This window comes from Vibrio sp. JZG120, from assembly GCF_053890955.1.
The window spans coordinates 1-26,885 of sequence record NZ_JBSRRK010000025.1 but is presented as its reverse complement, the minus strand read 5'-3'; the positions used below and the strand labels follow the sequence as shown (position 1 = coordinate 26,885).

34 protein-coding genes are annotated in these 26,885 nt (G+C 39.8%); 33 read left to right on the top strand and 1 reads right to left on the bottom strand.

Features of this window, described 5'->3' with window-relative positions; all coding sequences use genetic code 11:
* Window positions 1-119 precede the first annotated feature (119 nt).
* The 15 genes from ACWPOD_RS23090 to ACWPOD_RS23020 all read left to right on the top strand — a co-directional run bounded on the left by ACWPOD_RS23090 (window position 120) and on the right by ACWPOD_RS23020 (window position 10,859).
* Complete coding sequence (locus tag ACWPOD_RS23090) at window positions 120-482, top strand: VOC family protein (protein ID WP_456232274.1); 363 nt, start codon at window positions 120-122, stop codon at window positions 480-482.
* Window positions 483-746: 264 nt separating this feature from the next.
* Complete coding sequence (locus ACWPOD_RS23085) at window positions 747-1,388, top strand: DUF6037 family protein (RefSeq protein ID WP_029853472.1); 642 nt, start codon at window positions 747-749, stop codon at window positions 1,386-1,388.
* A 155-nt stretch (window positions 1,389-1,543) separates the two neighbouring features.
* A complete protein-coding gene (locus ACWPOD_RS23080; protein ID WP_145473855.1) occupies window positions 1,544-2,260 on the top strand; it encodes a riboflavin synthase subunit alpha in 717 nt (238 codons plus the stop codon).
* A gap of 678 nt (window positions 2,261-2,938) precedes the next feature.
* Entirely contained in the window at window positions 2,939-3,355 is a 417-nt protein-coding gene (locus tag ACWPOD_RS23075; protein WP_048626554.1) for a hypothetical protein, read from the top strand.
* 135 nt (window positions 3,356-3,490) lie between these two features.
* Window positions 3,491-3,955 (top strand): hypothetical protein, encoded by a 465-nt coding sequence (locus ACWPOD_RS23070; protein ID WP_456232273.1) that lies wholly within the window; start codon window positions 3,491-3,493, stop codon window positions 3,953-3,955.
* 135 nt (window positions 3,956-4,090) lie between these two features.
* Window positions 4,091-4,630 (top strand): hypothetical protein, encoded by a 540-nt coding sequence (locus ACWPOD_RS23065; protein ID WP_343429180.1) that lies wholly within the window; start codon window positions 4,091-4,093, stop codon window positions 4,628-4,630.
* A 682-nt stretch (window positions 4,631-5,312) separates the two neighbouring features.
* Window positions 5,313-5,693: a nuclear transport factor 2 family protein gene (locus ACWPOD_RS23060; RefSeq protein ID WP_374093134.1), complete on the top strand. Its 381-nt coding sequence runs from the start codon at window positions 5,313-5,315 to the stop codon at window positions 5,691-5,693.
* A 171-nt stretch (window positions 5,694-5,864) separates the two neighbouring features.
* A complete protein-coding gene (locus ACWPOD_RS23055) occupies window positions 5,865-6,218 on the top strand; it encodes a DUF6404 family protein (RefSeq protein ID WP_029807783.1) in 354 nt (117 codons plus the stop codon).
* Between the two features lie 148 nt (window positions 6,219-6,366).
* Entirely contained in the window at window positions 6,367-6,765 is a 399-nt protein-coding gene (gene fos, locus ACWPOD_RS23050) for a FosG/FosC2-related fosfomycin resistance glutathione transferase (protein WP_031818817.1), read from the top strand.
* Window positions 6,766-6,911: 146 nt separating this feature from the next.
* On the top strand, window positions 6,912-7,373 hold the full coding sequence (locus ACWPOD_RS23045) for an SAM-dependent methyltransferase (protein ID WP_152816134.1): 462 nt from the start codon (window positions 6,912-6,914) through the stop codon (window positions 7,371-7,373).
* A 198-nt stretch (window positions 7,374-7,571) separates the two neighbouring features.
* A complete protein-coding gene (locus ACWPOD_RS23040) occupies window positions 7,572-8,405 on the top strand; it encodes a ParA family protein (RefSeq protein ID WP_456232272.1) in 834 nt (277 codons plus the stop codon).
* Window positions 8,392-8,934 (top strand): hypothetical protein, encoded by a 543-nt coding sequence (locus ACWPOD_RS23035; protein WP_456232271.1) that lies wholly within the window; start codon window positions 8,392-8,394, stop codon window positions 8,932-8,934. The genes ACWPOD_RS23040 and ACWPOD_RS23035 overlap by 14 nt, the downstream gene beginning before the upstream one ends.
* A gap of 2 nt (window positions 8,935-8,936) precedes the next feature.
* Window positions 8,937-9,650, top strand: coding sequence for a hypothetical protein (locus tag ACWPOD_RS23030; RefSeq protein WP_456232270.1), 714 nt, complete (start codon window positions 8,937-8,939; stop codon window positions 9,648-9,650).
* Window positions 9,651-9,885: 235 nt separating this feature from the next.
* A complete protein-coding gene (locus tag ACWPOD_RS23025) occupies window positions 9,886-10,173 on the top strand; it encodes a hypothetical protein (RefSeq protein WP_167426472.1) in 288 nt (95 codons plus the stop codon).
* A gap of 206 nt (window positions 10,174-10,379) precedes the next feature.
* Window positions 10,380-10,859, top strand: a complete 480-nt coding sequence (locus tag ACWPOD_RS23020; protein WP_045380682.1) for a hypothetical protein — start codon at window positions 10,380-10,382, stop codon at window positions 10,857-10,859.
* Window positions 10,860-11,140: 281 nt separating this feature from the next.
* On the opposite strand, the gene ACWPOD_RS23015 is transcribed toward ACWPOD_RS23020, so the two are convergent.
* Complete coding sequence (locus ACWPOD_RS23015) at window positions 11,141-12,010, bottom strand: P63C domain-containing protein (RefSeq protein ID WP_167426473.1); 870 nt, start codon at window positions 12,008-12,010, stop codon at window positions 11,141-11,143.
* A gap of 818 nt (window positions 12,011-12,828) precedes the next feature.
* Here ACWPOD_RS23015 and ACWPOD_RS23010 point away from each other — a divergent pair.
* From ACWPOD_RS23010 to ACWPOD_RS22925, 18 genes are all read left to right on the top strand, one after another.
* The gene (locus ACWPOD_RS23010; RefSeq protein WP_167426474.1) at window positions 12,829-13,515 is read left to right on the top strand and encodes a DUF4336 domain-containing protein; all 687 of its coding nucleotides are present in this window, start codon (window positions 12,829-12,831) and stop codon (window positions 13,513-13,515) included.
* A 167-nt stretch (window positions 13,516-13,682) separates the two neighbouring features.
* The gene (locus tag ACWPOD_RS23005; RefSeq protein ID WP_456232269.1) at window positions 13,683-14,234 is read left to right on the top strand and encodes a hypothetical protein; all 552 of its coding nucleotides are present in this window, start codon (window positions 13,683-13,685) and stop codon (window positions 14,232-14,234) included.
* Window positions 14,235-14,930: 696 nt separating this feature from the next.
* A complete protein-coding gene (locus ACWPOD_RS23000; protein WP_053808630.1) occupies window positions 14,931-15,413 on the top strand; it encodes a hypothetical protein in 483 nt (160 codons plus the stop codon).
* Between the two features lie 150 nt (window positions 15,414-15,563).
* Window positions 15,564-16,046, top strand: coding sequence for a hypothetical protein (locus ACWPOD_RS22995; RefSeq protein ID WP_015296910.1), 483 nt, complete (start codon window positions 15,564-15,566; stop codon window positions 16,044-16,046).
* A 133-nt stretch (window positions 16,047-16,179) separates the two neighbouring features.
* A complete protein-coding gene (locus tag ACWPOD_RS22990) occupies window positions 16,180-16,656 on the top strand; it encodes a DUF2059 domain-containing protein (RefSeq protein WP_054579701.1) in 477 nt (158 codons plus the stop codon).
* Between the two features lie 118 nt (window positions 16,657-16,774).
* Entirely contained in the window at window positions 16,775-17,155 is a 381-nt protein-coding gene (locus ACWPOD_RS22985; protein ID WP_167426476.1) for a nuclear transport factor 2 family protein, read from the top strand.
* A 175-nt stretch (window positions 17,156-17,330) separates the two neighbouring features.
* Entirely contained in the window at window positions 17,331-18,581 is a 1,251-nt protein-coding gene (locus ACWPOD_RS22980; protein WP_012841723.1) for an OmpA family protein, read from the top strand.
* A gap of 135 nt (window positions 18,582-18,716) precedes the next feature.
* A complete protein-coding gene (locus ACWPOD_RS22975; RefSeq protein WP_456232268.1) occupies window positions 18,717-19,361 on the top strand; it encodes a DCL family protein in 645 nt (214 codons plus the stop codon).
* A 138-nt stretch (window positions 19,362-19,499) separates the two neighbouring features.
* The gene (locus tag ACWPOD_RS22970; RefSeq protein WP_025613282.1) at window positions 19,500-20,000 is read left to right on the top strand and encodes a hypothetical protein; all 501 of its coding nucleotides are present in this window, start codon (window positions 19,500-19,502) and stop codon (window positions 19,998-20,000) included.
* A gap of 138 nt (window positions 20,001-20,138) precedes the next feature.
* Complete coding sequence (locus ACWPOD_RS22965; RefSeq protein ID WP_140272641.1) at window positions 20,139-20,465, top strand: hypothetical protein; 327 nt, start codon at window positions 20,139-20,141, stop codon at window positions 20,463-20,465.
* 148 nt (window positions 20,466-20,613) lie between these two features.
* Window positions 20,614-20,982 (top strand): VOC family protein, encoded by a 369-nt coding sequence (locus tag ACWPOD_RS22960; RefSeq protein ID WP_017449638.1) that lies wholly within the window; start codon window positions 20,614-20,616, stop codon window positions 20,980-20,982.
* Between the two features lie 150 nt (window positions 20,983-21,132).
* The gene (locus ACWPOD_RS22955) at window positions 21,133-22,479 is read left to right on the top strand and encodes a hypothetical protein (RefSeq protein ID WP_025523526.1); all 1,347 of its coding nucleotides are present in this window, start codon (window positions 21,133-21,135) and stop codon (window positions 22,477-22,479) included.
* Between the two features lie 139 nt (window positions 22,480-22,618).
* On the top strand, window positions 22,619-23,203 hold the full coding sequence (locus ACWPOD_RS22950) for a hypothetical protein (protein ID WP_050567843.1): 585 nt from the start codon (window positions 22,619-22,621) through the stop codon (window positions 23,201-23,203).
* A gap of 145 nt (window positions 23,204-23,348) precedes the next feature.
* The gene (locus tag ACWPOD_RS22945) at window positions 23,349-23,921 is read left to right on the top strand and encodes a hypothetical protein (RefSeq protein ID WP_145473845.1); all 573 of its coding nucleotides are present in this window, start codon (window positions 23,349-23,351) and stop codon (window positions 23,919-23,921) included.
* Window positions 23,922-24,593: 672 nt separating this feature from the next.
* The gene (locus ACWPOD_RS22940) at window positions 24,594-24,992 is read left to right on the top strand and encodes a DUF6232 family protein (protein ID WP_017058505.1); all 399 of its coding nucleotides are present in this window, start codon (window positions 24,594-24,596) and stop codon (window positions 24,990-24,992) included.
* A 144-nt stretch (window positions 24,993-25,136) separates the two neighbouring features.
* Entirely contained in the window at window positions 25,137-25,490 is a 354-nt protein-coding gene (locus ACWPOD_RS22935; protein WP_167426504.1) for a hypothetical protein, read from the top strand.
* A gap of 183 nt (window positions 25,491-25,673) precedes the next feature.
* Entirely contained in the window at window positions 25,674-26,174 is a 501-nt protein-coding gene (locus tag ACWPOD_RS22930; RefSeq protein WP_456232267.1) for an N-acetyltransferase family protein, read from the top strand.
* A gap of 127 nt (window positions 26,175-26,301) precedes the next feature.
* Window positions 26,302-26,694 carry a nuclear transport factor 2 family protein gene (locus tag ACWPOD_RS22925; protein WP_086677287.1) on the top strand — a complete coding sequence of 131 codons (393 nt, stop codon included), beginning with the start codon at window positions 26,302-26,304 and terminating at the stop codon, window positions 26,692-26,694.
* Window positions 26,695-26,885: the final 191 nt, after the last annotated feature.

Below are 26,885 nucleotides of genomic sequence, written 5' to 3'. Positions count from 1 at the left end.
GTATGCGTTGGTTTTAGTGGTTAAGGTGGTATGCGGAAGCATCGGTATTGCGTGCCTCACACCTTAATTGGGCGTTATGTACTTTAATGAAAATTGCAACCAACTCTAAAGGACTGAGAGTGATAGATCATTTTGAAATTAAGGTAGTTGCACTCGAAGAGTGTCGAGTGTTTTACCAGAATGTGCTAGAACCATTGGGTATTGAACTCAAGTGGTCCGATGAAAATGCAGCAGGCTTTGGGCTTTCGAGCGAGCCAAATGTAAGATTTCTAATTGAAAAAGGCATCAGTAATTCTAAGTGCCATTTTGCTTTTTCTGCATCAAATAAATTACAAGTTTCCGCGTTTCATCAAGCGGGACTATCTTTAGGTAGTAAATGCAACGGTAAGCCGGGTTTACGGGAGCACTATGCTCCAAATTACTACGCAGCGTTTTTGATTGATCCCGAGGGCAATAATGTGGAGTCAGTCGTTTACCTTTAGCACGTACATAACAAATTGTTCAAGAGTGATTCGGCACGCGTGGCATTTTTACTATGCGTTAGGTTTAGTGGTTAAGGGGTTTGCGGAGGCTTACGTATTGCGTGCCTCACACCTTAACAAGGCGTTATATTTTTGTTCGAAATCACAGCTCAGAAATATCCTATCTTTATTCTAAATTGTGAGCTTTTTCAAACTATACGCTGTACAGTTAAGGGCATTTAGATTGTAATGTGTACAACGATAATAGAATAAAGTGGTAGCGTTATGAATGTGTTAGAAAACCTTAGAGTACTCAAAACAGACATGGAAAGTAACGGTTGGGTGATCGATGCGTTTCCATTCACATTTAAAGCGGTAGATTATATTGTGCTAGTTAAGCTGTACGATAAAAACGATGCTAAAAGACCAGAACATGCACTTTTGGAGCTAGAGTTTTTGAAGAAAAATGACATCTCAGATAACTTAGTTGCTCCAGCTAATACCAGGAAGCTTTTGATCACAGCTCAAGAGCTAAGAACATATTTTGGTATTGAGTGGTCAGAAAATTTGCGTGATATCTTAAGTCAATTTTATGAATATCTCTCTAACTTTATCCCCTTAACTGTTGGTTTACATAGAACTCAAGAAGTTGATGTTGCTATGGTTGAGTCTTTGTCAAAGAGTGATAGTGAGGACCCAAGAAAAATATACTGTTTTTCAGCTAAGAGAAATTCTAACAATAGGAATAGAAGTCCATATAATGACAATAAGACGCGAATATTAAGACCAATTTTGTACTCAAAACTATCAAGTGATCCTCAAGTTAGCTTTAATTACTCGTTAGACGAGGATAAGAAAAAGTCTGACTCAGAAATTATTAGCAACTTTAGTTCTAACAACAAGCTACCCGTTAGTGGAAAAATATAACAAAGCATTTAAGAGTGATTCCCAACGCTTGGCATTTTTCGTTCCATCGTTGGGTTTCGTGTTTATGGTGGTCTGGTTAAGTTTCGTGGTAGCGTTGCTCACACCTTAATGCGGCGTTAGTTCTCAAAGTTGTTTTAACTATTAATGGAGTAAGTATGTTTACAGGCATAGTTCAGGCGGTAGCCGAAATTGTTGATGTGACAGATCAAAGAGGGATTAGAACTTTTGTTATCGACTTCCCTAAAGGGTTTTGTACTGATCTAGAAATTGGGGCAAGCATTGCTATTGATGGAGTGTGTCTGACAGTCACTGAAATACAGTCAGATGTTCGTGTTAAGTTCGATGTAATGCTGCAAAGCCTCTTAATCACAACTCTGAGTAAGTATTGCTCATCCCAGTTAGTTAACGCTGAGAGAGCCGCAAAAGATGGGGCAGAAATTGGCGGTCACCCGCTATCTGGTCATGTGGACTTTAATGTAGCTATCGTCGACGTAAGACAAATTGAGGATAACTATTGTGTTCGCTTAGCGCTCCCTGATGCTTGGAAAAGATACGTTTTCCCTAAAGGTTATATAGCTCTAAATGGAGCGAGCTTGACTGTTGCTGACGTAAATAAGCATGAAGGTTGGTTTGAAGTTTGGCTTATTCCTGAGACTCGTAGAATGACGGTTTTCGAATCAAAAGCCAGTGGTGACTTTATCAATATAGAAATCGAGCGTGGTACCCAAGTAGTTGTTGATACGGTTCGTGACACGCTAAATGAAAACCTTGGACCACTATTACCATTGTTTGAAAAACTCCTTTTAGAGCAAGGTGTTGATTTGGATTCACTAGGCTATAAACCTCAGGCACTCAGTGGGTCAAAGAACTAACAAACTGTTTAAGAGTGATTCGCAACGCGTGGCATTTTCACTATGCGCTGCGTTTAGTGTTTAAGGTGGTATGCGGCGGCATCGGTATTGCGTTGCTCACACCTTAACAGGGCGTTATGCGACAAGGCAAAATTTTTAGGTTTCTCTAAATTTAATCTCTTTGGCCATTCGCTTTTTGGTTTCGGCAAATCAGCATTTTCGGCTCAAATTCTTGAATTACTCAAACTGAAAAACATGCAAAAGTTCGTGAAGTTGCCTCATTAAAAATCGCATTTGGTCGAGGTAAGGTTTTCGGGTGCAAAGTGTGGAAAGGGCAAGTTTACGGAAAGTCGGTAATTGCTGAAATTTCGGCTCGTTGAGTTTCGTGTAAGTAAAAGCCAAATCTTCGCTTTAAAGCCGCGTTCCGTGCTTGTGTTAGCCTTTCCTGAAAATGTTGAGTCCGTTGGTTCTTGAATCACAAAAAGTCATCTGCGTGTTTGTAGTTTGTCGTGTTTAAGGTAATGTTTTCGTTAGCCAATTGAGCGTTTGCGTACCAATCGCATAACAAACAATTTAAGCAGATTCGCAACGCGTGGCAGTTTTGGTTTGCAGTGAGTTTTGTGTTTAAGGCGCAATGCAGTAGCTTTTGTATTGCGTTGCTCACTACTTAATTGGGCGTTATGCTCTCAGGAGGGAGTTGTGTATCTCAGGGAAAAAGATAAAGCTTTGAATAAAGGTGCAATTTTAATCGGCACTATAGGTATTATCGTTATTTCTATTGCATCAGGAAGCTTATTTGTAGCGCTAGGTTTGAGCTCGATAGCCGCAATTAGCTTATGGTTACAGCAAAAGTTTCCGGATAAAAATGGTCTTTACAGCATCGAGGTTCTAGGTGGGCGTATTAGTCTTAAACTGGGAAATAGCGCACTTTGGCATTTGAGTGTATGTGATGTTGAGTCCTATGATACGACTTACTCAAGGGACGGTGCAGTGATCAAAGAAATTACTTTAAAAACGGTGAACGATAGTTATGTCTTACCAAAACTAGATCGCTTTGAAACTACCGCAGTTTTGGATCTTGTAAGTCTTTTGCAAACCCTAAAAGAACGAGCATAACAAATTGTTCAAGAGTGATTCGGCACGCATGGCATTTTTACTATGCGTTGGTTGTAGTGTTTAGGGTGTTATGCGGAGTCTTCAGTATTGCGTGCCTCACACCTTAACAAGGCGTTAGAAGTTTTAGGAACAAATATGGGACGTAGGAGAGAACTAGGTAGTATTGCAAGCGGTATTATCGGTTCGTTTCGGAGTAGAAACAATGATGTCGATGGTTATTGGGGTATCGGTAAGCTATACCTGTTCGTAGATCACTTTCAAAGCAAGTGTGTTTCTATAGACCTTTACTCCCAAAAGATTACTCCATATTACCCACACTTTGACCTCATGACTGAGCGCTATTCAAAGATGTTTCAAGGGTTACTTGTAAAACATTCAATCCCTTTTGAATGGGTTAGTTCCGCATACATTTACGTTGAATTTGAGGCAGAATATGAGGAGCGTCATCATTATTGGCGGAGTGCATTGGGAAATCCGTGCAATCTAGTTTGTGTAGTCATAGATGACAATGGCAAAAAACATGTTGCTCGTGCGTATACAAACTGTTTCCCACATGACGCTAAAAGGGAAAGTCGGAGCACTAGGGGAGCAAACTTCTAACAAATTGTTCAAGAGTGATTCGGCACGCGTGGCATTTTTACCATGCGTTGGTTTTAGTGGTTAAGGTGGTATGCGGGGGCATCGGTATTGCGTGCCTCACACCTTAACAAGGCGTTATACCACTTCGGAGATAAAATGCGTGATCAATTAAAAAATCTGACAGAGAATGACTACTGGGTTTATGGTGTAACTGAATCCGACTTCGATCATGCAGTATCAATTGTGCGTGAAATGATAGAAGCGCAAAATCATCAGTATGAATCTGAAGCCGCAAGGGTTCGTAGTGAAAGCTCTGAAATTGCGGATGATATCCTTGATGATGTTGCTTACTATCGTTATACCGATAATCAGTATCTTTGGCAGTTTGCTCTCTGGAGGCTTCAGGGGTTAATTGAAGCAGTTATCACTTATCAGCTTGTAGATAAAAATGCCAAGAAGCTGTTCGGGCTTAAGTCAAAACTAGAAGCTTTAGTTAACAGTGGCTATCAAATCGAGCAACATGAGATCGACGAGTTGCTACTTTGGGCAAACCTAAGGAACGCAATTTCTCATGCTCCCCCGGAACAGTTTCGACCTATTCCATTATGTGAAGACGATATTGTTGAATACCAGATGTTTGTAAAAAGGCTGTTTGTGAGATGGCATTCAGTGAAAAACGTTGAGACAGTGGTATAACAAACTGTTTAAGAGTGATTCGCAACGCGTGGCATTTTTACTATGCGTTGCGTTTAGTGTTTAAGGTGGTATGCGGTGGCATCGGTATTGCGTTGCTCACACCTTAACAGGGCGTTAGTACGGGTTTGGCATTAAAGGTCATAAGTTTTGGTGTTTATCTGTTTTAGCGCTCGTCTTTACACCTTACAGTTTGTACCTTTCACGTTCTTTCCGGTGGCACTATATGCGGAGTGTTCGCTTTGATTTCACCGTTTACGGTTTCTAACTCTTAGCCTATTTCTTTGGTGCTTCTTCATTTTTGTGGTGGCTTTTGAGAGAACCTTGGTGACTTTTAGCGTTGCTGTTGAAGTGCGAAGAACGAATCCTTTTCTAATTTTAAGCCAGTAAAAGTAGGGCAGTTCAGTGCGTTTTTCTTCTAGCCAGCTCTCGTCTCTTAACCGAGTTTAAGTTTTGTAGCTGCCCGTCTCACTTGAGTGTTCAAAGCCTTTCATATCATGCTACTTTTCAATATCTTGGAGCGCACAAATAGAAGTAGCGCATGTACTAACAAATTGCTTAAGAGTGATTCGTAACGCGTGGCATTTTTACTTTGCGGTGGCTTATGGTGATTAAGGCGCTGTGCGGTAGCTTTTGTATTGCGTTACTCACACCTTAGCAAGGCGTTAGGTGCTTGGAGAAAATCATGAACTCAACGGAAGTCGTCCTAGCTTTTTGGGATGCGATGAAAACAAATGACTTTGCCAAAGCAAGCGAGTGGCTTAGCCCAGACTTTGAGGGTTTCTGGCCACAGTCTGGTGAACTTATTATTGGCCGAGACAACTTTACGGCTATCAATTCCTATTACCCAGCGAATGGTATTTGGGAGTTTACAATTCATTCTGTAGTTTGCGACGGTGAAACAGTTGTCACTGATGTATCAATTACAGATAGCGCCCAAAAAGCACGAGCTATAACTTTTCATACCGTTGAAAATGGCTTAATAAGTAAGCAAAAAGAGTTCTGGCCAGACCCAATGGAAGCACAGGCATGGCGGGCAAAATGGGTCAGATTAGTGCAAGATTAAGCTACGCACCTAACAAACAATTTAAGAGTGATTCGGCACGCGTGGCATTTTTCGTATGCATTGGCTTTAGTGGTTAAGGTGGTATGCGGCAACATCAGTATTGCGTGCCTCACCCCTTAACAGGGCGTTAGGTTTCTCCGCGGGAAACATCGAATTCGAGGATTTTGGATCATGGATTATGAAACGAAGCTACAACTTGCGCACAAAGAATTAAGTGACAAAGGTGTTTGGAAGTCGAACTACAATCCTCCACTTGTAAAGTTGTTACGTAAACTTGGACTATGTTTTCCGCCGCCTTATTATCAGAGTTTTTTCGCAAACGTTATGCTTTGTGTGGTTTTCTTTGCTCCTGTTTGGGGAATCTTCCAATGGTTTCTTGTGTGGAACGAACTAGGTAAACCAGTTTTAGAAGCAGTTTATATCTCGTTACTTACTGGCGCATTGTTTGGTTTAGTTATGGCAACCTTCTACTACATTAGACGCAAGCAATTAAATCTAACAGACTGGGGTTCATTGGGAGAATAAGCCCAAAACCTAACAAACTGTTCAAGAGGGATTCGCAACGCGTGGCATTTTCATCATGCGTTGGTTTTAGTGTTTAAGGCGGTATGCGGCGACTTCGGTATTGCGTTGCTCACCCCTTAACAGGGCGTTATGTTTACGGGAGAAAACGGTGATTTTAGGGCTCAATCATATAACCATTGCAGTTAGTGACTTAGATCGCTCTCTTCAGTTCTATCGGGAGACGTTGGGATTCACAGCTCATGCTAAGTGGGACAACGGAGCTTATTTATCAATAGGCGAACTCTGGTTTTGCCTTTCCCACGATGAACCATGCCCTAAAACAGACTATACCCACGTAGCTTTTGATATCGAACCAAAAGAATTTGAAGCGTTTGCGAAGCGCATAGTTTCATTGGGTGCAGAAGTTTGGAAAGAGAATAAGAGTGAAGGGCAGTCACTTTATATCTTAGACCCTGATGGCCACAAACTAGAGATACATTCAGGTTCGCTGAAAAGCCGGTTAGAATCTCTAAGAACGAAACCATATAGTGGGCTCGTTTGGCTTTAAACATAACAAACAATTTAAGAGTGATTCAGCACGCTTGGCATTTTTAGTTTGGATTTGGTTCAGTGTTTACGGTGGTCAAATTAAGTGTCGTGGTTGCGTGCTTCACACCTTAATTGGGCGTTAGCACCCAGAGGAGAAAAATAATCATGGAAGAAATTAGGCTTGTTCCTATAGGAAAAGTTGAATCAACCAGAAGTGAGATGATTGACGATAATTGGGATAAAGAAAACGCCTCTATAGTTATTGATGCTGCGTTCGGGGCGGAAGCTCTTATCGGACTTTCTGATTTTTCTCATGTTGAAGTGACTTTTTATTTCAACAAAGTTGATAAGTCAAAGATCACAACGGGTGCAAGGCATCCAAGAAATAACACTGATTGGCCGAAAGTTGGTATTTTTGCCCAAAGAGGTAAAAACCGACCGAACCGTTTAGGTTCTACAATTTGTGAAGTTATTGCTGTTTGTGGGAATGTGCTACAAGTTAGAGGATTGGATGCAATAGACGGTACGCCAGTGGTAGACATTAAGCCAGTAATGGGTGAATTCTTACCAAGAACAACCGTCGAGCAGCCCGAGTGGTCAAAAGAAATTATGTCAAATTACTGGTAGTCAGAGTGCTAACAAACTGTTTAAGAGTGATTCGCAACGCACGGCATTTTTACTATGCGTTACTTTTAGTGTTTAAGGTGGCATGCAGCAGCTTTTGTATTGCGTTGCTCACACCTTAACAGGGCGTTATATGAACAAATTTGCAATGTGTGTCCATACGTATCAAAATAGTAACCCTATGAAATAGAGGAGCTTATTTTGAAAGTTGTTAGCTTAATTAATATGAAAGGTGGAGTTGCAAAGACAACTGTAGCGGTAAACCTTGCGGATTGTTTAGCGAAGAGGCACGATGCAAGAGTGTTGTTGATTGATGTCGATCCACAGTTTAATGCTACTCAATGCCTTATGAATCCTACTGAGTATGTACAACACCTTGAAAACTCTGGTGACACCATTGTAAATGTTTTCGACAGAAACCATCGAGCTGTAGCGAGTACTGTTGGTGCATCACAAGTATCAGCTCCTAAAGCTCTCGAAGATATTGAAGTAATTAATGTAGGTAGCTTTGACCTACTTCCGGGTAGCCTAGAGCTATATCGTTTAGAAATGGCTCCGGGAGAAGGACGTGAAAACCGCTTAAAGAGTTTTCTATTGAATCTAGAAGACGAGTATGACTATGTAGTTATTGACACTCCTCCAACTCCCTCTGTTTGGATGACTAGTGCGCTAATCGCATCCCAATATTATTTGATCCCTGTTAAAGCTGACCCAATCTCGCTAACTGGCATTGACCTACTCAAAAGCATTATAAATGAGAAAAAGGAAAATTTTGCGTTGAAATTGGAGTGCGCTGGATTGATACTTACTCTCACTGAGGATACAACTCGAGTTTACAAGAAAGCAAAAGAAAACCTGTTACGTGATAAGTACTGGAAGAAGTATCTCTACAAACAAGATTTACCAAAGCGCACTGGGATAGCAGACAAGCAACTTGACCAAAAGCATATTCTTGATTCTTCTGACTCTACTTCTAAGCTACGTTTGTCAGGTGTTGTAAATGAATTTTTAGGTAGAATTGATGATGAACGATAACAAGAGTCTAAAAAATAAACAATTGTCTGATGAAAAAAAGTTACGTCAAGCAATTGATTTTGTAGAAGAGCTGTCTTGGCTATTAGAGTCAAAAAACAAACTAAGGCTTAGTGAAATTCCAGATATTCTTCGTGATGCATCTAAATATCAAAAAAAATCAGTTACAAATGAAAATTTTAATAGCACAGAGAAGTATGTATCACCAAACCCTAATGTTCATTACTTAATTGGTGTATTGCCGAGTCTGTTTTTAGATACTGACATATTTCCTAAAAATGATGATATAATTAAATTTGCTAATGAAGCTTTGAAAATTTACTCCATAAACTCTAACGCAAATAGATCGAGATTTGAAATTATAGGTCATATTGTCTGTAAATGTACTGAGTTAGATGATGGTGATTTAAATATGCTTGTCTCTGCGCTTTCCTATATATTAGGTGATAAAGATAATATTAAGCAGGTAGCTAAGGAAAAGCAAAGCACAGGCTTTTCTTGGAATGAAACAATTAGAAAACTAGCTAAATAACGATGACTAGAGAATGTAAATCTGATTTTGATAGCTTTTTATCATATATTGCTAGCTATAAAATTAGTGAAAATCTGGAACAGACCTCATATGTGGAAACAGCGAAAAGTATGCACAAGGCATACTTTTCCTTGCTTCACTTTCATTGTGAACTTAATTTTCAGAGGGAGCTTTTTAGAGGCGAATATTCAGATGATGAAAATATATTATCTCGTATATCTGAAGTCGTTTCCGATATTGGTTCCTCCAACTTTAACTGGATCAATGGCTCCTATAAGGCATCGCGTGTGATGTTGCGGTCATCGATTGAAAACTTTGTTCGCGGTCTTAGTTCTATTGAAGATGAAACTCAACTTACTGAAAAAAGCGTTTACAGTCTTTTTGATAATGCTAAAGAATCAAATATTTTTAATTCAAATGAAACAGTAAGGTTATGTTTCAACAGTATCCACTCTAGTTACAAAGAGCTTTGTAAAGATACACATACGGCATCGATTACAAATATGGAAAATATTTCATCCCTTGTCGATTACCCAAAGTATTTTGAAGATAAGTCGAGAGACACAGGGGAAATCTTCGTTAGTGTAGTTAAAGATATTTTGATTATGTTATGTCTGATTTTTAATAAAGTGTTCCATAAAATGCATCATAAAAATCAGCAAAATATACTCATTTCGATTCCAAGGAATACTAAACCCCTAATTTTGGCGCCATAGTTCATATAACAATCTGTTTAAGAGTGATTCGCAACGCATGGCATTTTTGCTATGCGTTGCGTTTTGTGGTTAAGGTAGTATGCGGAAGCATCGGTATTGCGTTGCTCACACCTTAACAGGGCGTTATGTGATATGCCTAAATCGCGATATTGCTCGTATAAGTTTTCAACCAAATTGTATCTTAGTTTCATATGGTTAGGTTAGATAAGACCGACACCAAAGCGAAAGGAACAAGATGACAGAATCTCAAAATAAATGGTTTAAAAACTGGGCAAATAAACGACAAAAAGGTGCTGCTTACTACATAATCACTCAAACTTTAATCATTAGCGGAGGACTGTTTCTCGGGAAATTTGCTGGTTTTGCTCTTTTTACTAACCAAAACCGATGGGGAGAGTTTCTCACTGAGTTGCCTACGACGGTGATGTTGCTATTAGCAATTGGTATTCCGTTTAATGTTATCTCTTGGTTTATAGGAGAGTGGCGGTATAGAAAACTATCAGGTAAGCAAAATATCCCATAACAAGCAATTCAAGCTGATTCGCAACGCTCGGCGCTTTCGGTTTCAATTGGTTTGGTGATTACGGTGAAGTGTTTGGGTAATGTGGCAGCGTTGCTCACAACTTAATTGGGCGTTATGTCGCCCTGCATTTGATGAGCCTATCTAGGTTCAAACCCGTGGCGTTAACGGGTATAATGGTTAAAAATAAAGAATAATGGAATAAACAGTTGTCTAGTTGGATTTTACAAGACTTTGATATTGGTGATATTTCTTGTCAAATCATTGAGTTTTCAGTTGATAATCATACCTATGTGATGCTTTTCAATCGGGTTGATGCGACTCGGACTGAAGAGATGATAAGTGAGAAAGCCGAAGAACTTGGCATCGATTATCGTGAAAACAGTTACGAGGTAAAGTTCGATCTTAAAGAAAACTTTGAATCTGATGAGTTTTTTGTAAGGCCGGAAGTTTCTATATCAGTATCAGGAATGCGCGAGTTAGGTCGAATCATTAAAGACTTACTTGAGTTTCACTACAGAAATAGTAATGCTGAAGCTTATGTTTGTGTTGCAGAGAGCACAAAGTTAAAACGTTTTTATGATCGACTTGCCAAACTCTATACAGAAGAGTTAAACTTTGAAGTGAAAATGAACTTAGGAGAGGAGGGTTTAGGTTATGAGATCACAACCCCAAGTTACAAAAGCTAAAGCTGCTAAACTAGAAGCTATGAAAAAGATCAAAGCTGCATATAGTCAAGCTAAGAAAGAGGGTAAAGTTAAATCTTACCAGGTCTCTCCAGCTTAGTTCTACATAGTTTTAAAAAGCGCCGCTCGAAAGAGCGGCGTTTTTGTATCTATAGTTCAGCGACATAACAAAGCATTTAAGAGTGATTCGCAACGCTTGGCAGTTTCGCTTTGCTCAAGTATAGCCAAGCGCCGCTCACACCTTAATGCGGCGTTAAACCCACAGGTTACCCCGTGGGAGTAAGTTAATCTTCTAGAGGTAGCTCGAGAGTATCGCCATATTTAGGGGCTACACGATTGAGAAGCTTGTCGAATTCCTTTGAATTACTAGAAGCGTCCATCAAAAGCATTACTTTGTTTAGGTGGTCTTTTAGTTCTGGTAACCCGTAGTCTTCAGTGAGTAACTGGTGGTGAGTAGTTTTTCGATGGCCAGCATCTGTTCGAGGGTTTTTCTCCTGAAGCGTTTTCTTGATCCCTGGAGCTAAGCGTGAATAAACTATGTCGTTGACCCAATGGCCAACAAACGCTGGCCTTTTTAGAGCCATGTAGCTGTCGTAACCCTTAATTTTTACAAGTTTATACCAAAACTCATCAGGGAAAGTTTTAGTCCATTTTCTTCTAGGTTCATCACGGATGTATTTTTCTAGTATTGCACTCAGCGCTTTTTTCTCGCGAACCTCTTGATAGCCAGTGGCCTCATCAATCAGGGCAACGATACCTACTCGTGCAAATCCACGAATTAGTGTTTCTGCGTATTCAGCGTATCGAATATCCTGTTCAGTGGTTAACACGCCATCTTTGCGGGCTTCGAGAATTACATCACACAAATCAGCTAAGATTTCGCCACGAAATCCGTGCACGGGCCTTGGTGTTTGGCCAGTCAGTACTACAGGGTTTTGGAGTGCCATATTAAGAGAGTGGTTCATGTAAGGAGCAAGTTTTGCATTGGACACCAAGCGAGCAACACCTTGGCCACGTCCTTTCATTCCAATAGCGCCAGTCATGCTCCTTCCCGAGATAAATCGCTCACCGTCATCGGTTACAAAACATTTAAGCTTAATAGGACCAATATCAAGATCACCTTGGAAACTTGCTTTTTTTTCTATCTGTTCCATCTTTATTACCATTATTGGACAATGTAAAGTTACTATAATTGATGTGTTTTTTTGTGTCCATTAAAACCTGAAAAAAGTGCTTTTAATTACCCTTAATGGACATGGTTAAGTGGGCTTAACAAACTGTTTAAGAGTGATTCGCAACGCGTGGCATTTTTACTATGCATTGGTTTAAGTGATTAAGGTGGTGTGCGGCGGCTTTGGTATTGCGTTGCTCACACCTTAACAGGGCGTTAGGCATCAAAGGTTACAAATGTACATCTTGGTATTGATACTATTGTATGGTCTTTTGGTTTCACTCGGTGCAGTTGCGGGTACCTGCACACAGGGAGATGATGGCCGGTTTTATGTTTCGATAATGTATGGCTCAGTACTGTTCATTCTCATCATGGTGAAACTGTTTCGTGGAAATCGAGATTCAAAATTTATATGGTCTACGCCTTTGGTGGCGTTGTTAGTTGCTATATCGGTAACTTATTTCTGGGCCCCTTTTGTAATTGAAACAACCATTGAAGGCCATCATTTGTGTGGCAAAGAATTTGATTCTCATTTGGGAGAGTCTGCTGTCTGGTCTAGAAGCATACCAATGCTTCATATTGTTTTCTCGTTTGTCATTTTCATGCTTTCATTTTGGAAGTTAATTCGGTGTAAAACGGATAAGTAGTTTGTGGTGACAAGATGCCTAACAAACTGTTTAAGAGTGATTCGCAACGCGTGGCATTTTTACTATGCGTTAGTTTGAGTGGTTAAGGTGGTATGCGGCGGCTTAGGTATTGTGTTGCTCACACCTTAACAGGGCGTTATGTGATTGGAGTAACATGGAAAAATTAGCGCATGAAATATGGATATTTGACGGTGAACCTGTTCAGTTCTTAGGGTTACCTTTTTCCACTCGAATGACGGTTGTTAGACTTTCTAGTGGAGATCTATGGGTTCATAGTCCAATTAAATTGTCTGAGTCAATTAAGGAGCAAATGGACAGTCTAGGTTCTGTTAAATATTTAATTGCCCCAAATCATTTACACCACTTGTTCTTATCTGAATGGATTGCGGCGTATCCAAACTCAGAAGTCCTTGGGACAAGCGAGGTGATTAAAAAGCGTAGCGATATCTCTTTTCATGCATCTCTTAATAACTCGCAAAGTTATGCTTGGGCTCCAGACATTGAACAAGAACTATTTTCTGGTTCTCCGTTAATGGAAGAGTGTGTGTTTTACCATAGCAGTTCAAGTACGTTAATTGTTACTGACTTGGTTGAGAACTTTTCAGGTAAAGACTTTAACTACTGGCAACGGGTTGTGGCCAAAGGTGTTGGTATACTTGCCCCTAAAGGGAAAATGCCTTTGGATTGGCGTTTAAGCTTCATGTTTGGTAAAGCGGACGCGCGGAAACACCTCAATAGGTTGTTGTCTTGGAATCCGCAAATATTGGTCATGGCTCACGGTGAAATCGTCACGGAAAATGCAGACAAATTCTTACAAAAGTCTTTCAAATGGTTAGTATGAGAAACCTTTGAGAAAATCACATAACAAAGCATTTAAGAGGGATTCTCAACGCTTGGCGGTCTTGGTTCAAAGTTCAGCTTCAATGTTTATGGCACAATGGTTTAGGTCGGGTGGTTTGCGTTGTTCACCCCTTAATGCGGCGTTATGCCTAATATAGGAAGGTTAGTTTGGATAGTTTGGTTAGTTTGGTTAGTTTGGATAGTTTGGTCAGTTTAGAGATTTATTTGCCTTGGTTGGCATTACTTGTATCTGCTATTAGTTTGGCTGTAAGTGTTCATTCAATATACCGTGATAGAAGTAAAATCAGAGTATTGAGTAAAGTTTATTATGATCGCTCATTAGACCTAGATAATCCGCCGCCTTTTTTAGCTATATATGTTGTTAATACAGGCAAACGTCCACTATTTATTTCAAACATTGTTGGCTATGCGAACTGGAATCAATCGAATCTTTGGTCTTTAAAAGATGACTCGATTTCATTTGATGAAAATGGTTTTCCTTCTGTTTTTAAAAGTGGTTTAGTTCACGAAGCAGGTTTGCGTTTGAATGATGGCGATATCGATGAATACCGATTTCGACACGATGAACATGAAAAGCTTTATTCATCTGATAGCTTTATGCCATTTAAAAAATATTATCTAACCGATGTTCTTGGCAAAAAATACTCAGTTAAAGGGTCAAAAAAAGGTATCAGAGAGTTGTTGAAATATCAGGCATAACAAACGCTTCAAGACGGATTCGCAACGCGTGGCATTTGTGGTTTGCGGTAAATTTAGTGATTTAGGTGGTGTGCGGGAACATCGTATTGCGTTGCTCACCACTTAAGCGGGCGTTAGTACGGGTTTTACATCAAAGGTCATAAGTTTTGGTACTTATCTGTTTTGGCGCTCGCCTTTACACCTTTCAGTTTGTACCTTTCACGTTCTTTCCGGTGGCACTATATGCGGAGTGTTCGCTTTGATTTCACCGTTTACGGTTTCTAACTTTTAGCCTATTTCTTTATTGCTTCTTCTCTTTCGTGGTTTTTACTAAGTCAAAATTGTCTTTCTTTGGTGTTGCTGTCGAAGTTCGAGGAACGAATCCTTTTCTAATTTGAAGTCAGTAAAAGTAGGTGAGTTCAGTACGTTTTTCTTCTAGCCAACTTTCGTCTTTCAATCGGGGGTAAAGTTTTGTAGCTGCCCGTCTCACTTCAGTGTTCAAAGCCTTTCATATCATACCACTTTTCAATATCTTGGAGCGCATAAATAGAAGTAGCGCATGTACTAACAAATTGCTTAAGAGTGATTCGTAACGCGTGGCATTTTTACTTTGCGGTGGCTTATGTGATTAAGGCGCTGTGCGGTAGCTTTTGTATTGCGTTACTCACACCTTAGCAAGGCGTTATGGCGCAGGGCAAATTCAGCTAAGGGAACTAGATGTGTGACAAAGTTAAAGTAGCCTTGCAGTGGCTCAAACAGATCTTGGATGCAGAGGCTGTGGAGTATCAAATAGTAGGTGGATTAGCGGCAACTATTCATGGTGGAAGTCGGGAAATCGCAGATATAGATCTTTATATTCGAAACTCAGACGCAGACAAAGTGTTATCGCATGTAGCAAAATACATATCCAAACCGTTAACTCATTATGCCGAATATGGTTGGGATCTAGAGTATTTCCAATTGATTTACCAAAATCAAAAAATTGAAATCGGTTTGTCTGAACATACTAAGATACAATCACATCAAGATGGCTCTTGGCACCAGCTTGAAATCTATTTTTCAGAATCAGTTATTAAAGATTATCAAGGTATCGAGTTGCCAGTTATCCCAGTTCATCGTTTAGTCGAGTACAAGCGGATATTGGGTAGGGAAGTAGACCAAATTGACATACAAGAGCTAATGTTGAGTGGAGCGCCATAACAAACAATTTAAGAGTGATTCAGCACGCGTGGCATTTTTGGTATGCGTTAATTTTTGTGATTAAGGCGGTATGCGGTAGCATCGGTATTGCGTGCTTCACACCTTAATTGGGCGTTATGGCGCAGGGCAAAATTCAGCTAAGGGAACTAGATGAGTGATAAAGTTAAAGTAGCCTTACAGTGGCTCAAAGAGATCTTGGATGCAGAGGTTGTGGAGTATCAAATAGTAGGTGGATTAGCGGCAACTATTCATGGTGGAAGTCGGGAAATCGCAGATATAGATCTTTACATTCGAAACTCAGACGCAGACAAAGTGCTATCGCATGTAGCAAAATACATATCCAAACCGTTAACTCATTATGCCGAATATGGTTGGGATCTAGAGTATTTCCAATTGGTTTACCAAAATCAAAAAATTGAAATCGGTTTGTCTGAACATACTAAGATACAATCACGTCAAGATGGCTCTTGGCACCAGCTTGAAATCTACTTTTCAGAATCAGTTATTAAAGATTATCAAGGTATCGAGTTGCCAGTTATCCCAGTTCATCGTTTAGTCGAGTACAAGCGGATATTGGGCAGGGAAGTTGACCAAATTGACATACAAGAGCTAACGTTGAGTGGAGCGCCATAACAAACAATTTAAGAGTGATTCAGCACGCGTGGCATTTTTGTTATGCGGTGGTTTCTGTGTTGAAGTACCATGCAGCAGCATAGGTATTGCGTGCTTCACACCTTAATTGGGCGTTAAGTGTAATGAGGGAGTTATGAAAAAAATCTTATTTCTATTATTGGTAATTTCAACATCTGTATTTGCGGAATCAAGCCCAAAAGAGCTGTCGTTGAGACTGTATGATTTGATGGAAGTCGATGCATCGGTGAAGCAGATGTCTGATTCAATGCGAAATATGCTAGAGAAGCAGGTCGAAGCTAACAAGAACATCCCTGATAGCAAAAAAGATGATGCTCAAATAATATTTAATGACATCATTAATCTTCAAATGAGCATTTATTCTGACCCAAAAATTAAAGATCATATTGCTAGCGCTTATCAAGAAATGTATTCAGATGAAGAGCTAAAAGGGTTAGTAGAATTTTTCGAATCACCTGCTGGGCAAGCTTTTGCGACCAAAGGAAGCCAGATATCACATCATTTGCAAAGCTTTATCCTTTCTAAGTTACAAGAAATTCAGCCTAGCTTGAAAGCTAAGGAGCAAGAACTACATAAGTTACTTGCGGAGTGAAAATTACACTTAACAAAGCATTTAAGAGTGATTCGCAACGCTTGGCGGTTTCGCTTCGCTCAAGTATAGCCAAGCGTCGCTCACACCTTAATGCGGCGTTATGTGCTTGGAGGGAAAAATGAATTCAAAGGAAGTTGTCGTAGCATTTTGGGAAGCAATGAAAACTAATGATTTCGCGAAAGCGAGCGAGTGGCTTAGCCCTGATTTTGAAGGGTTTTGGCCTCAATCTGGTGAGCTTACTGTTGGGCGAGACAATTTCACAGCAATCAACTCTTACTATCCAGCAAATGGTATTTGGGAGTTTGTCGTTCATTCAATTATCTGTGATGGCGAAACGGTCGTCACTGATGTTTCTATAACTGATAGCGTGCAAAAGGCGCGTGCTATTACTTTTCATACTGTAGAAAATGGGCTTATTCGAAAACAAAAAGAGTTCTGGCCAGAGCCAATGGAAGCGCAAGAATGGCGCTCCAAGTGGGTGAGTGTTGTACGAGAATAGGCTACGCACATAACAAAGCGTTCAAGAGGGATTCTCAACGCTTGGCGGTTTCGGTTCAAAGTTTAGCTTTAGTGTTTATGGCACAATAATTTAGGTTTAGTGGCTTGCGTTGTTCACCCCTTAACGCGGCGTTAGTTTTTTTGAACATGTAATATGGATTTCCGGGAGTTTATTGTTGAAAGATTTGTTTGATAGCTTGAATAGCTATGGATCGTTACTTGTGAAACTAGTGATAACCATAGGTGTTGTAGTCGTTTTTTCATATTGTGCATTCAATATAAATTTTTTCCCTAAGGGATTAACTTTAGGTGATAGTTTAGTATTTATATTTGTAGCACTTGGGTTTGGTGTTTTTTACCTTTTTTGGCTAGCTCTTGGCTATTTTTGCCTTTATGGTTTTGCATACCCTTTTTCTAAAAAGCTAGGGAAAAATGACTCTAAAACTACAAAATTATTTATGATTTTTATTGGGTTGGTCTTTCTCGGGTTTCTTTCAATATTCTATTTTTCCACGGACGATTTTAGGTCTGTATTAGCGCCGTTAGTAAGTGGTTCGATTCTACTGATAACAACCTTTTTTTGGAACTCTAAGCCAGATGGGTTAAGTGATCTTGAGATTCAAAAGAGAGAGAAAGCTCGAGTGGGTATAATCATACTGGCATTTTTTATAGCTCCATTGATAGGAACGACTACTGTTTCACGAATCGTTGACTCGAGCTTCAGGGTTTTTGGTATTAACCAGAACAATGTGTCCTTGGTTCTAAGTGAAAAAAATTACAAAATTGTAAGTCGAGTCGCAAAAGGTTTAGAAGTACCTTTATTCAGTTGTGAGTTGGACAAAGGCACCACAAGAATAATTCATAATGTTAGCGTATTATGGCATGGAATTGGTGACAAAAGTTTAATTGCCCTACTTAAACCTGATGACAAGGGTTTTACGCCCGTTGCTAGTCTTGAGTTAGAGAGTCAAGGAACTAATATCTTAAAAGCCTTAGATGGTAATACTAGCTTCAATGCATGTATAAGTTTTGAATCAGATACATTATTTGACTCATACGAATCAACTCCTAGTGCCCAAGGGCTCAAAAAATTAGACGTTTTTACTAATAAAATTCAAGGATATTTGAAAAGTTCAAAACTTGAGATAGCCTCGGCTTCAATTACAGGATATACCGACAGAATGCCGGTGCTTTCAGATGTTGATACAAATCATGCGTTATCGCTCAGGCGAGCAAAAAGTGTTTTTGGCTCGCTATCCTCGCTATTTAATGAGCATGTAATTAAATTGGTTAAAGTGACCGGAAAAGGAGCACTTAACCCTAAGTCTAAGTGTGGAAAGGAACTTGAGAGTATGGAGCTAAAGGAGTGTTTGTCTGTGGACCGACGTGTTGAAATAGAGTTCCAACTAAGAACAATCAAAAACTAACAAACTGTTTAAGAGTGATTCGCAACGCGTGGCATTTTTATCATGCGTTGGTTTTAGTGTTTAAGGTGGTATGCAGAAGCATCGGTATTGCGCTGCTCACACCTTAACAGGGCGTTAGTTTTACAGGAGAAAGTTGTGGCAAAACCTATTTCATTTGGTCAATTTAAATTCGGTACTCGAAAGGCATGTGAAGAAGATGCTCGTCGTCGCATTAACTCATATACTCCCGGCTCACTAATGACTTTGGATGACAAAGCGTTTTTTGAGGCTTTGTTTACATTGCATAGTGAGTATGATGAAAAGGTGGGTTGTGGTATTAAAGACATTGAAGTGGGATTAGATTTTCATCGCAACAAATGTCTGTTCATAATCCGAAACGATAACTCCAGAGTTGTAATTAGCTGGAGACATTGCGTTAAGCCATATACAAAGAAAATGGTTGTTTCTTACGCTTTTCGAAGGGCTGTTAAAAACACAGTAATGACGTTCAAAAATGAAGCTATTTCTAATGGAGCTATATGTCCAAAACTAGGCATTAATCTGACATTCGACAATAGCCATGTTTCTTATGCCTCACTTTCCTTTGATGACATGCTTACCAATTTTCTTACTGAAAATGGTCTTACTTACGAGTCAGTTGAATTGATTGACCCAGAATATAGTGATACCGATCAGCGAGGAAAGCTTGCCAATCATGTGGTCATGGAAAGTTGGCAGAAATACCATCAATCAAGAGCAAGCTTTGAGTTGCTTAGTATTGAGGCTAACTTAAGCAAATAAAACTAACAAACGCTTTAAGACGGATTCGCAACGCTCGGCGGTTTTAGTTTGATTCGACTTCTGTGTTTACGGCGTAATAATTGAGTATCGTGATAGCGTTGCTCACCACTTAAGCGGGCGTTAAATTCTTGAGGGTTTATGAGAGCATTTCGAAATGTATCAAAAGGGGTGCAGGGTAGCCTCAAGTCACTTTATTCCGTTCTAGACAATAAAACGAACGAGAGCATTGAGGATTGGCAATGTGTTGCAATCACTGTGTTCGATCATTGGTTAACACGAGAAGAGTTTGAGCAATATTTTACTAATCGTTCGTTAGACCAACAAGCCGATATCGACCTACGTTGGCATTTGTTTCATCGTCTTCTAGCGGAGGATGTTTCGTGTTACCAGTACAAATATAGATCTGTTAGTCGGTTGATATTTAAGGAGCCAAGAAACAGCTCTTTGTTTGTCCGTCGTTTATCTAGGTTTTCAGTTGCGGATGCTGATGCTTTGCAGCTCGTAATTCCAGAATATCGGGCTGTTTTCGTACAAGGTTATGACGATACATGTTCTCTTTACTTTGAGTGTCGAGAGTCTGTAAAGCCTCTACTCCATGAAATTAGAAAGTTGGGCATGTATACGTTAGAACGAATTTAACAAACTGTTCAAGAGGGATTCACAACGCGTGGCATTTTTACTATGCGTTGAATTTCGTGGTTAAGGTGGTATGCGGCGGCTTTGGTATTGCGTTGCTCACCCCTTAACAGGGCGTTATGTAAATAGAAGGAAATCGAAATGAACATGTATATTGGTCCAGAAGATTTAAAGATCTTATTCAATGATGTAGTAAAACGTTGCTCAAGAGAACTGAATATTCAAGATGTTGATTGGAAATCTTCTGGAGAGTTATTAACTGAGATAAGTAATATCAATAAAAATGTTTTTGATAAAATTCAGGATTTTTTCAGTCATTATCAGCATTGGTACGATGTTCACGTAGAGATCGCTAAGACAGGAAATCAGGGTAAATTAATCCCAGAACAGAATCACGAACTTGTGAATGCGATAAATAACAGAGATTTATATCGTAAAAATTTATTGGATGCTTTAAGTGAATTGTGAAAATTTACATAACAATCTGTTTAAGAGTGATTCGCAACGCTTGGCATTTCTGCTATGCGTTGCGTTTTGTGTTTAAGGTGGTATGCGGTATCTTCGGTATGGCGTTGCTCACACCTTAACAGGGCGTTAGGGCGCAAGGAGTAAAATGATGATTCATCACATAGATCATATTGTTCTCACAGTCTCCGACATAGAAAAATCAGTGGACTTTTATAAACGGGTTTTGTGCATGGAAGAAGTAACTTTTGCCAATGGCCGTAAGGCAGTAACGTTCGGAAATCAAAAGATTAACTTTCAGCTTCTTGGTCAAGAACCACGAAATGTAGCTAATGTTGGTTCAGGTGATGTTTGCTTAGTTTCAGATTGGCCGTTGACATCAGTGGTAAATCATTTAGTCAAAGAAAATGTCAAAATCATTGAGGGTCCAGTCGAAAAATCAGGAGCTGTTGGTGCAATCCAATCGGTCTATTTTTTGGATCTTGATAAAAACTTAATAGAAGTCAGCGTGTATCAATAGGCTCTGCGCCCTAACAAACTGTTCAAGAGGGATTCGCAACGCGTGGCATTTTCACTATGCGTTGTTTTTAGTGTTTAAGGTGGTGTGCGGAAGCATCGGTATTGCGCTGCTCACCCCTTAACAGGGCGTTAGGAATATAAGGTAAATCGGATGAAATTTTCAGAAAAAGAAATACAAAACTACATCTGGGAAAATAGAGAAAATTTTTCTTCTTTCTTGGATGAAACTCATGACTTAGTTGAAGTTTCCTTTAAAGACGACTTATCTGATGTGAATGCGCAATCACTAATCCGTAATCGCATTAACAAAAAGTTAAATAAGCTTCACTCTAAACTCTTTGGTATAGAGCTTATGGGATGTGAAGTTCCTCTTGAGCAAAAATCAAACTCTACGATTAGGGCTGATTTCCTTGCTACTTTTCCGGGTGATACTGGACTAGCAATCGTCGAACTAAAGAAAAGCTCTCAAACAGAGAGACAGGCGTTTACAGAGTTGCTCGCTTATTCAAACCACCTGACTACCTTATTTCCTGCAATGAGTAGAGAAGATAGCGTTTATATTCTCATATCACCAATGAAAACTCGTATCGCTAGAGATGCGGTGATACAGAGCTTAACGTTTGATAATCGCCAGATTGTCGCTCTAATACCTGAGTTGGAAGATCCCGAGGACATTACTACATTAAAATTAAAGCTGTGGGTACCAACAGATTCCGAATTAGCTAAGTTCAGCAATGTAGCTTTTAATGAAAACAATTTTAGTGTTTGTAAAATTGTGTGGGAATACGACGAAGAGCGTTGGGATGCAGCAAAAGGCAAGAACCCAAGCCCTGAGTTGATTGAACAATTTAATAGTGTTGCTGCTCAAGCAGCACAACAAATGGAAGAAGCAGGCATCCATGGTTTTACCTATTGCTCTCAAACTTGGTCAGAGTTAGCAGACCATCTTCCATATACCAATTCGTTAGTATTGGTTGGCTTGAACCCTTATGCTGTTGGAGGAGCACAGCATTTAGTGGAATGTCACAAAGCAAAACCAGAAGATATTCCGCATCCATTAGCTTTTCTTCCGAATATCAATGAACTTATCCCTAAAGGTATTAACTCCGAGGATTCTGAATATGTTATGTCCAATTTATACTCAGTATGGAGTTCTCAGCTATTTATAATCGGTAGAAGGGTTGTGGAATCTGCTACTAAAACAATTGATGGTAAAGAAGGTCATATCGATCAGGGCTTTCTTGATTGGAGCAGTTATCAGTCGGAACTTTTAGAAGACGTTTTTTGTCATAATTTTTTGGTAAAACCAACAGGACTATTGAGAGTTCTCTATGATGACGTAATGCAATTAGACTATGACCTTTGTCAAAAAGTCGGTCTCGAAAACCATCCGATTCATGGAGATATGCCTTATCTCGGAGTTGACTATTTGACATCTCATTCTTACTTTCGTCCCTTTATACTGAGAATGTTTTATGGAGTGGAGGCATATTCCTAACAAACTGTTTAAGAGTGATTCGCAACGCGTGGCATTTTTATCATGCGTTGGTTTTAGTGTTTAAGGTGGTATGCGGAAGCTTCGGTATTGCGTTGCTCACACCTTAACAGGGCGTTATGCAACATAGTTAGGGTTCAGTATGAAAATTAAAAAGACACCAGTCGGGCAGAATATACTGGACGGATTGGGTGATACGGAAAATAGCTACGAGATGATACAAGACTTTTTGCCAATAATTGGTGAAATAGTTGTTGCCTTTAATGCGTTAGAGGCAAGTCTCGATAGTCTGCTATGCGAGACATTTTCTGATCGATCAGATCAAAAAGGCTTACTTGTCTTACATTCCATGATGTATTCAACGAAAGTTGATCTATTTAAAAAGTTTAATGATGATTTCATTCGTGGCTTTGGGTGGGATATCAAAGAGTACAAGCCCTTGATATCTAGCCTCAAAGAATGTGGAGTACTAAGGAATAAAGTAGTTCATGCCAATTGGGAATACACAGATGAAGACGGATATACTCAAGTTAAGTTCAAAGTCGGAAATGACGGGCTTGAACACGAGCTATGCCAATTTTCTGTTGAATCACTAGATGCAATAGTTGAAAAAATTTACCAAACCAGACATGCCTTGAGTGATTTTGATCAAGAATGCAGTTACAAAATCTCAGAATGGAATCAACAAATTCATGACCGAAATGAACTTAGAAATCGCTCGGAATGATTGCATAACAAACTGTTCAAGAGGGATTCGCAACGCGTGGCATTTTCACTATGCGTTGATTTTAGTGTTTAAGGCGGTTTGCGGCGGCTTTTGTATTGCGTTGCTCACCCCTTAACAGGGCGTTATACGTTTCAAGGAGGAAACAGTGATCAAAAATGATGAAGAGTTAAAATTGGCAGCAAATGAGGTTTCTCAAAAGCTACAGCAAATTCAGGATTATTTAGGAGATGGCAACCATGATGATGCGAAAATTCGTTTTCCATATGGATATATAAGACGTTGTGATGAGCATCGTTCACGATATAGCTTCCTCACTTGTTCGATTTTAAAAGACAATATTTCCTATGCGTTGCTTTCAACGGATATTTATCGCTGGATGTTGAATCGAACAAATATTCAAGGAACTGCCCAAGAAATGCTGATTAAGCAAGGTATCTCAATAATAGGCAACATAGTCGAATCAATAGGAAAAAATTATCTTCACGGGCATGGGGGTAGGAACAATTACAAGCGCAGAACCGAAATACTTGTTGAGAAAAAAGTTATCGAACAATCGTTAAAGAATGATTTGGACTGGCTTTGGGACCAAAGAAATAATATTCATATAGTTTTAGTTTCGGATAGGGAATACCAACAATACACTATGCAAGACTATAATAAGGCGATCCGCACGTTACACCAATTTAGAAACGCGCTTAATGATCATGGCCCTCTCTGAGAAAAACGTATAACAATCAATTTAAGAGGGATTCGCAACGCTTGGCATTTTTGCTTCTACTTCAAATTAAGTGTTTATGGCACAATGCATTAGGTTTGGGTGGTAGCGTTGCTCACCCCTTAATTGGGCGTTATATGCCAGATGAAGAAAGCCAAAAAATTCAGGTTAAAAATCTCAGTTTTCATCACCTGGTTTTGGCTTTGGAGTGTCAGATTTCTCCGGTTTTGATTCTCGTTTTCTTCGGTTAGTGACTCAGTTTCGGCATGCCGTTTATCGGTGGTTTTCTTCTTTGGAGCTGATAATACCAGGTCAACTTGAGCGAAATTTTTCGCTGAAACTCAGCTCTGTGTGTTTGCCTTTTTAAAAGCGGAATTGCTTGTTGAAAGGGCGCTTTCTCTGGTGTGGTGCGTTCACGTGGTTTCAGTGGCAAGTCGCTGCAAGTCAAAGCCTGACTTAAATGCATCAAAGCACATAAAAAACCATGGTTTCAAAGTATGGCTTGGCTTAAAATCTCAGGCTTGAACGTTCGCATATAACAAAGCGTTCAAGAGGGATTTGGCACGCGTGGCATTTTTAATATGCGTTGGGTTCAGTGTTTACGGCGCTATGCAGAGGCTTATGTATTGCGTGCCGGCACCCCTTAACGCGGCGTTATACGAATAGAGGGAAATTATGTACAAAAGTACTGATTTTAACTTGGATTCAAAAGAGTTCAGGTTTAAGAAAGACTCATATCCTTTGTCTAAGATAAACAATGTTAGGGTTAAAAAGTTAAGTTTTCTTGATAATTTAGGTCAAGTTTTATTCTGGGTGTGTGTTTTTTCAGGGGCAGTTTGGTTAGTTATTCCAAGGTTGGAAGAGGTGCCACAATGGCTACTAGTTTTAGTTCTTAGTCTGACGGTTGTAGGTTTGGTTTTTGCTCTTTTTCGTTGTTCTAAATATGCACTTCAAGTCGAGTTTCGCCACATAGATGAAACGGGCGTTCAATGGGTTAATGTCGCTAAGTCATACTCAAAGTCAGATTGTGAGTTATTTGAACAGCAAGTGTTGGCACTGAAGAAATTCGTATAACAAATTGTTCAAGAGTGATTCGGCACGCGTGGCATTTTTACTATGCGTTGGTTTTAGTGGTTAAGGTGTTATGCGGAACCTTCGGTATTGCGTGCCTCACACCTTAACAAGGCGTTATGTAGCTAGGTAAGAAATGGAGTATAAATGCTTGGTTTAGTTCGATTTGTATTGGTTGCGAATGTAATAGCAGCCGTAATAGTTGTTGGTCTTGAGATGTCTACAGGCTTCTTTGGACTTAAGTTTGTGTCGGACTACGCATTTTTCATCGTAATGCTTTTATGGGGAACAACCGCCTTATTTTTCATGTACCCGCCTCTAGGTGGTATAGGGCAGTCCGACGACAAAGTTGATACGGTTACAGATTCTATGGTTGACCGTACTGTAGCGGATGAAGTTGATGAAGAACGGTTTTCAGAAAACACAGTTTTTTGCATCAAGCTACTTATATCTGGGGTGCCTGCATTCTTGGTTTGCATCCTAGCGAGCATCGCTACATAACAAGCAATTTAAGAGGGATTCACAACGCTTGGCATTTTTGCTTCTACTTCAAATTTAGTGTTTATGGCACAGTGCTTTAGGTTGGGTGGAGGCGTTGTTCACCCCTTAATTGGGCGTTAGTTGTTGCCGGAAATCTTGAACTCATGTACAAAGCAATTCCAATTACAATAGGAGTTAAGTTGCATGAGTTTAGTTGTACGTCAGGTGACTCTCGATGATGCTGAAGGCATTACAAATGTCCTCAATCCCATCATTATTGAAGGCTTATACACAGTATTGGACACAACCTTTACCCCTGAAGAAGAAAAAGAGTTTATTGCTCAATTTCCTGAGCGCGGTGTGTTTACAGTTGCGTTGTCCGGAAGTGACTCAACGGTTATTGGTTTCCAAAATATTGAGCCGTTCGCACAATACACAAAAGCTTTTGACCACGTGGGCATAATTGGTACGTTTGTCAATGAAAATGCTCGTGGTCAAGGTGTTTCAAAAGAGCTTTTCAACTCGACATTCGAAGTTGCAAAGCAAAAGGGCTATGAAAAGCTATTTGCTTACGTCCGTAGTGATAATGAGCGAGCTTTGGCAGCTTATCTTAAACAAGGCTTTGAAATTGTAGGTACTGCGAAGAAGCATGCAAAAGTTCGCGGGGAATACGTAGACGAAGTCCTCATAGAGAAGTTTTTGTAGGTGTTGAGTAGCAAAAACTAACAAGGCATTTAAGAGTGATTCGCAACGCTTGGCAGTTTCGCTTCGCTCAAGTATAGCCAAGCGTCGCTCACACCTTAATGCGGCGTTATGTGCTTGGAGGGAAATAATGAGTTCAAAGGAAGTCGTCTTAGCTTTTTTGGACGCAATGAAAACTAATGATTTCGCGAAAGCAAGTGAGTGGCTTAGCCCAGATTTTGAAGGGTTTTGGCCTCAATCTGGTGAGCTTATTGTTGGACGAGACAACTTCACAGCAATCAACACTTATTATCCAGCCAATGGTACTTGGGAGTTCGTCGTTCATTCAATCGTCTGTGATGGCGAAACAGTAGTCACTGATGTTTCTATAACTGATAGTGTTCAAAAGGCGCGTGCTATTACTTTCCATACGGTAGAAAATGGGCTTATCCGTAAACAGAAAGAGTTTTGGCCAGACCCAATGGAAGCGCAGGAGTGGCGTTCCAAGTGGGTGAGGTTGGTGCAAGAGCAGGCACGCACATAACAAAGCGTTCAAGAGGGATTCTCAACGCTTGGCAATTTTGGTTCTAAGTTTAGCTTTTGTGTTTATGGCACAATAATTTAGGTTTGGTGGCCTGCGTTGTTCACCCCTTAACGCGGCGTTAGTCGCCAGAAAAAGCTAGCAATCAAAATCATGTTTCTGAGCTTAAAATTTAGCAGCAGTTTGTTTGGAAC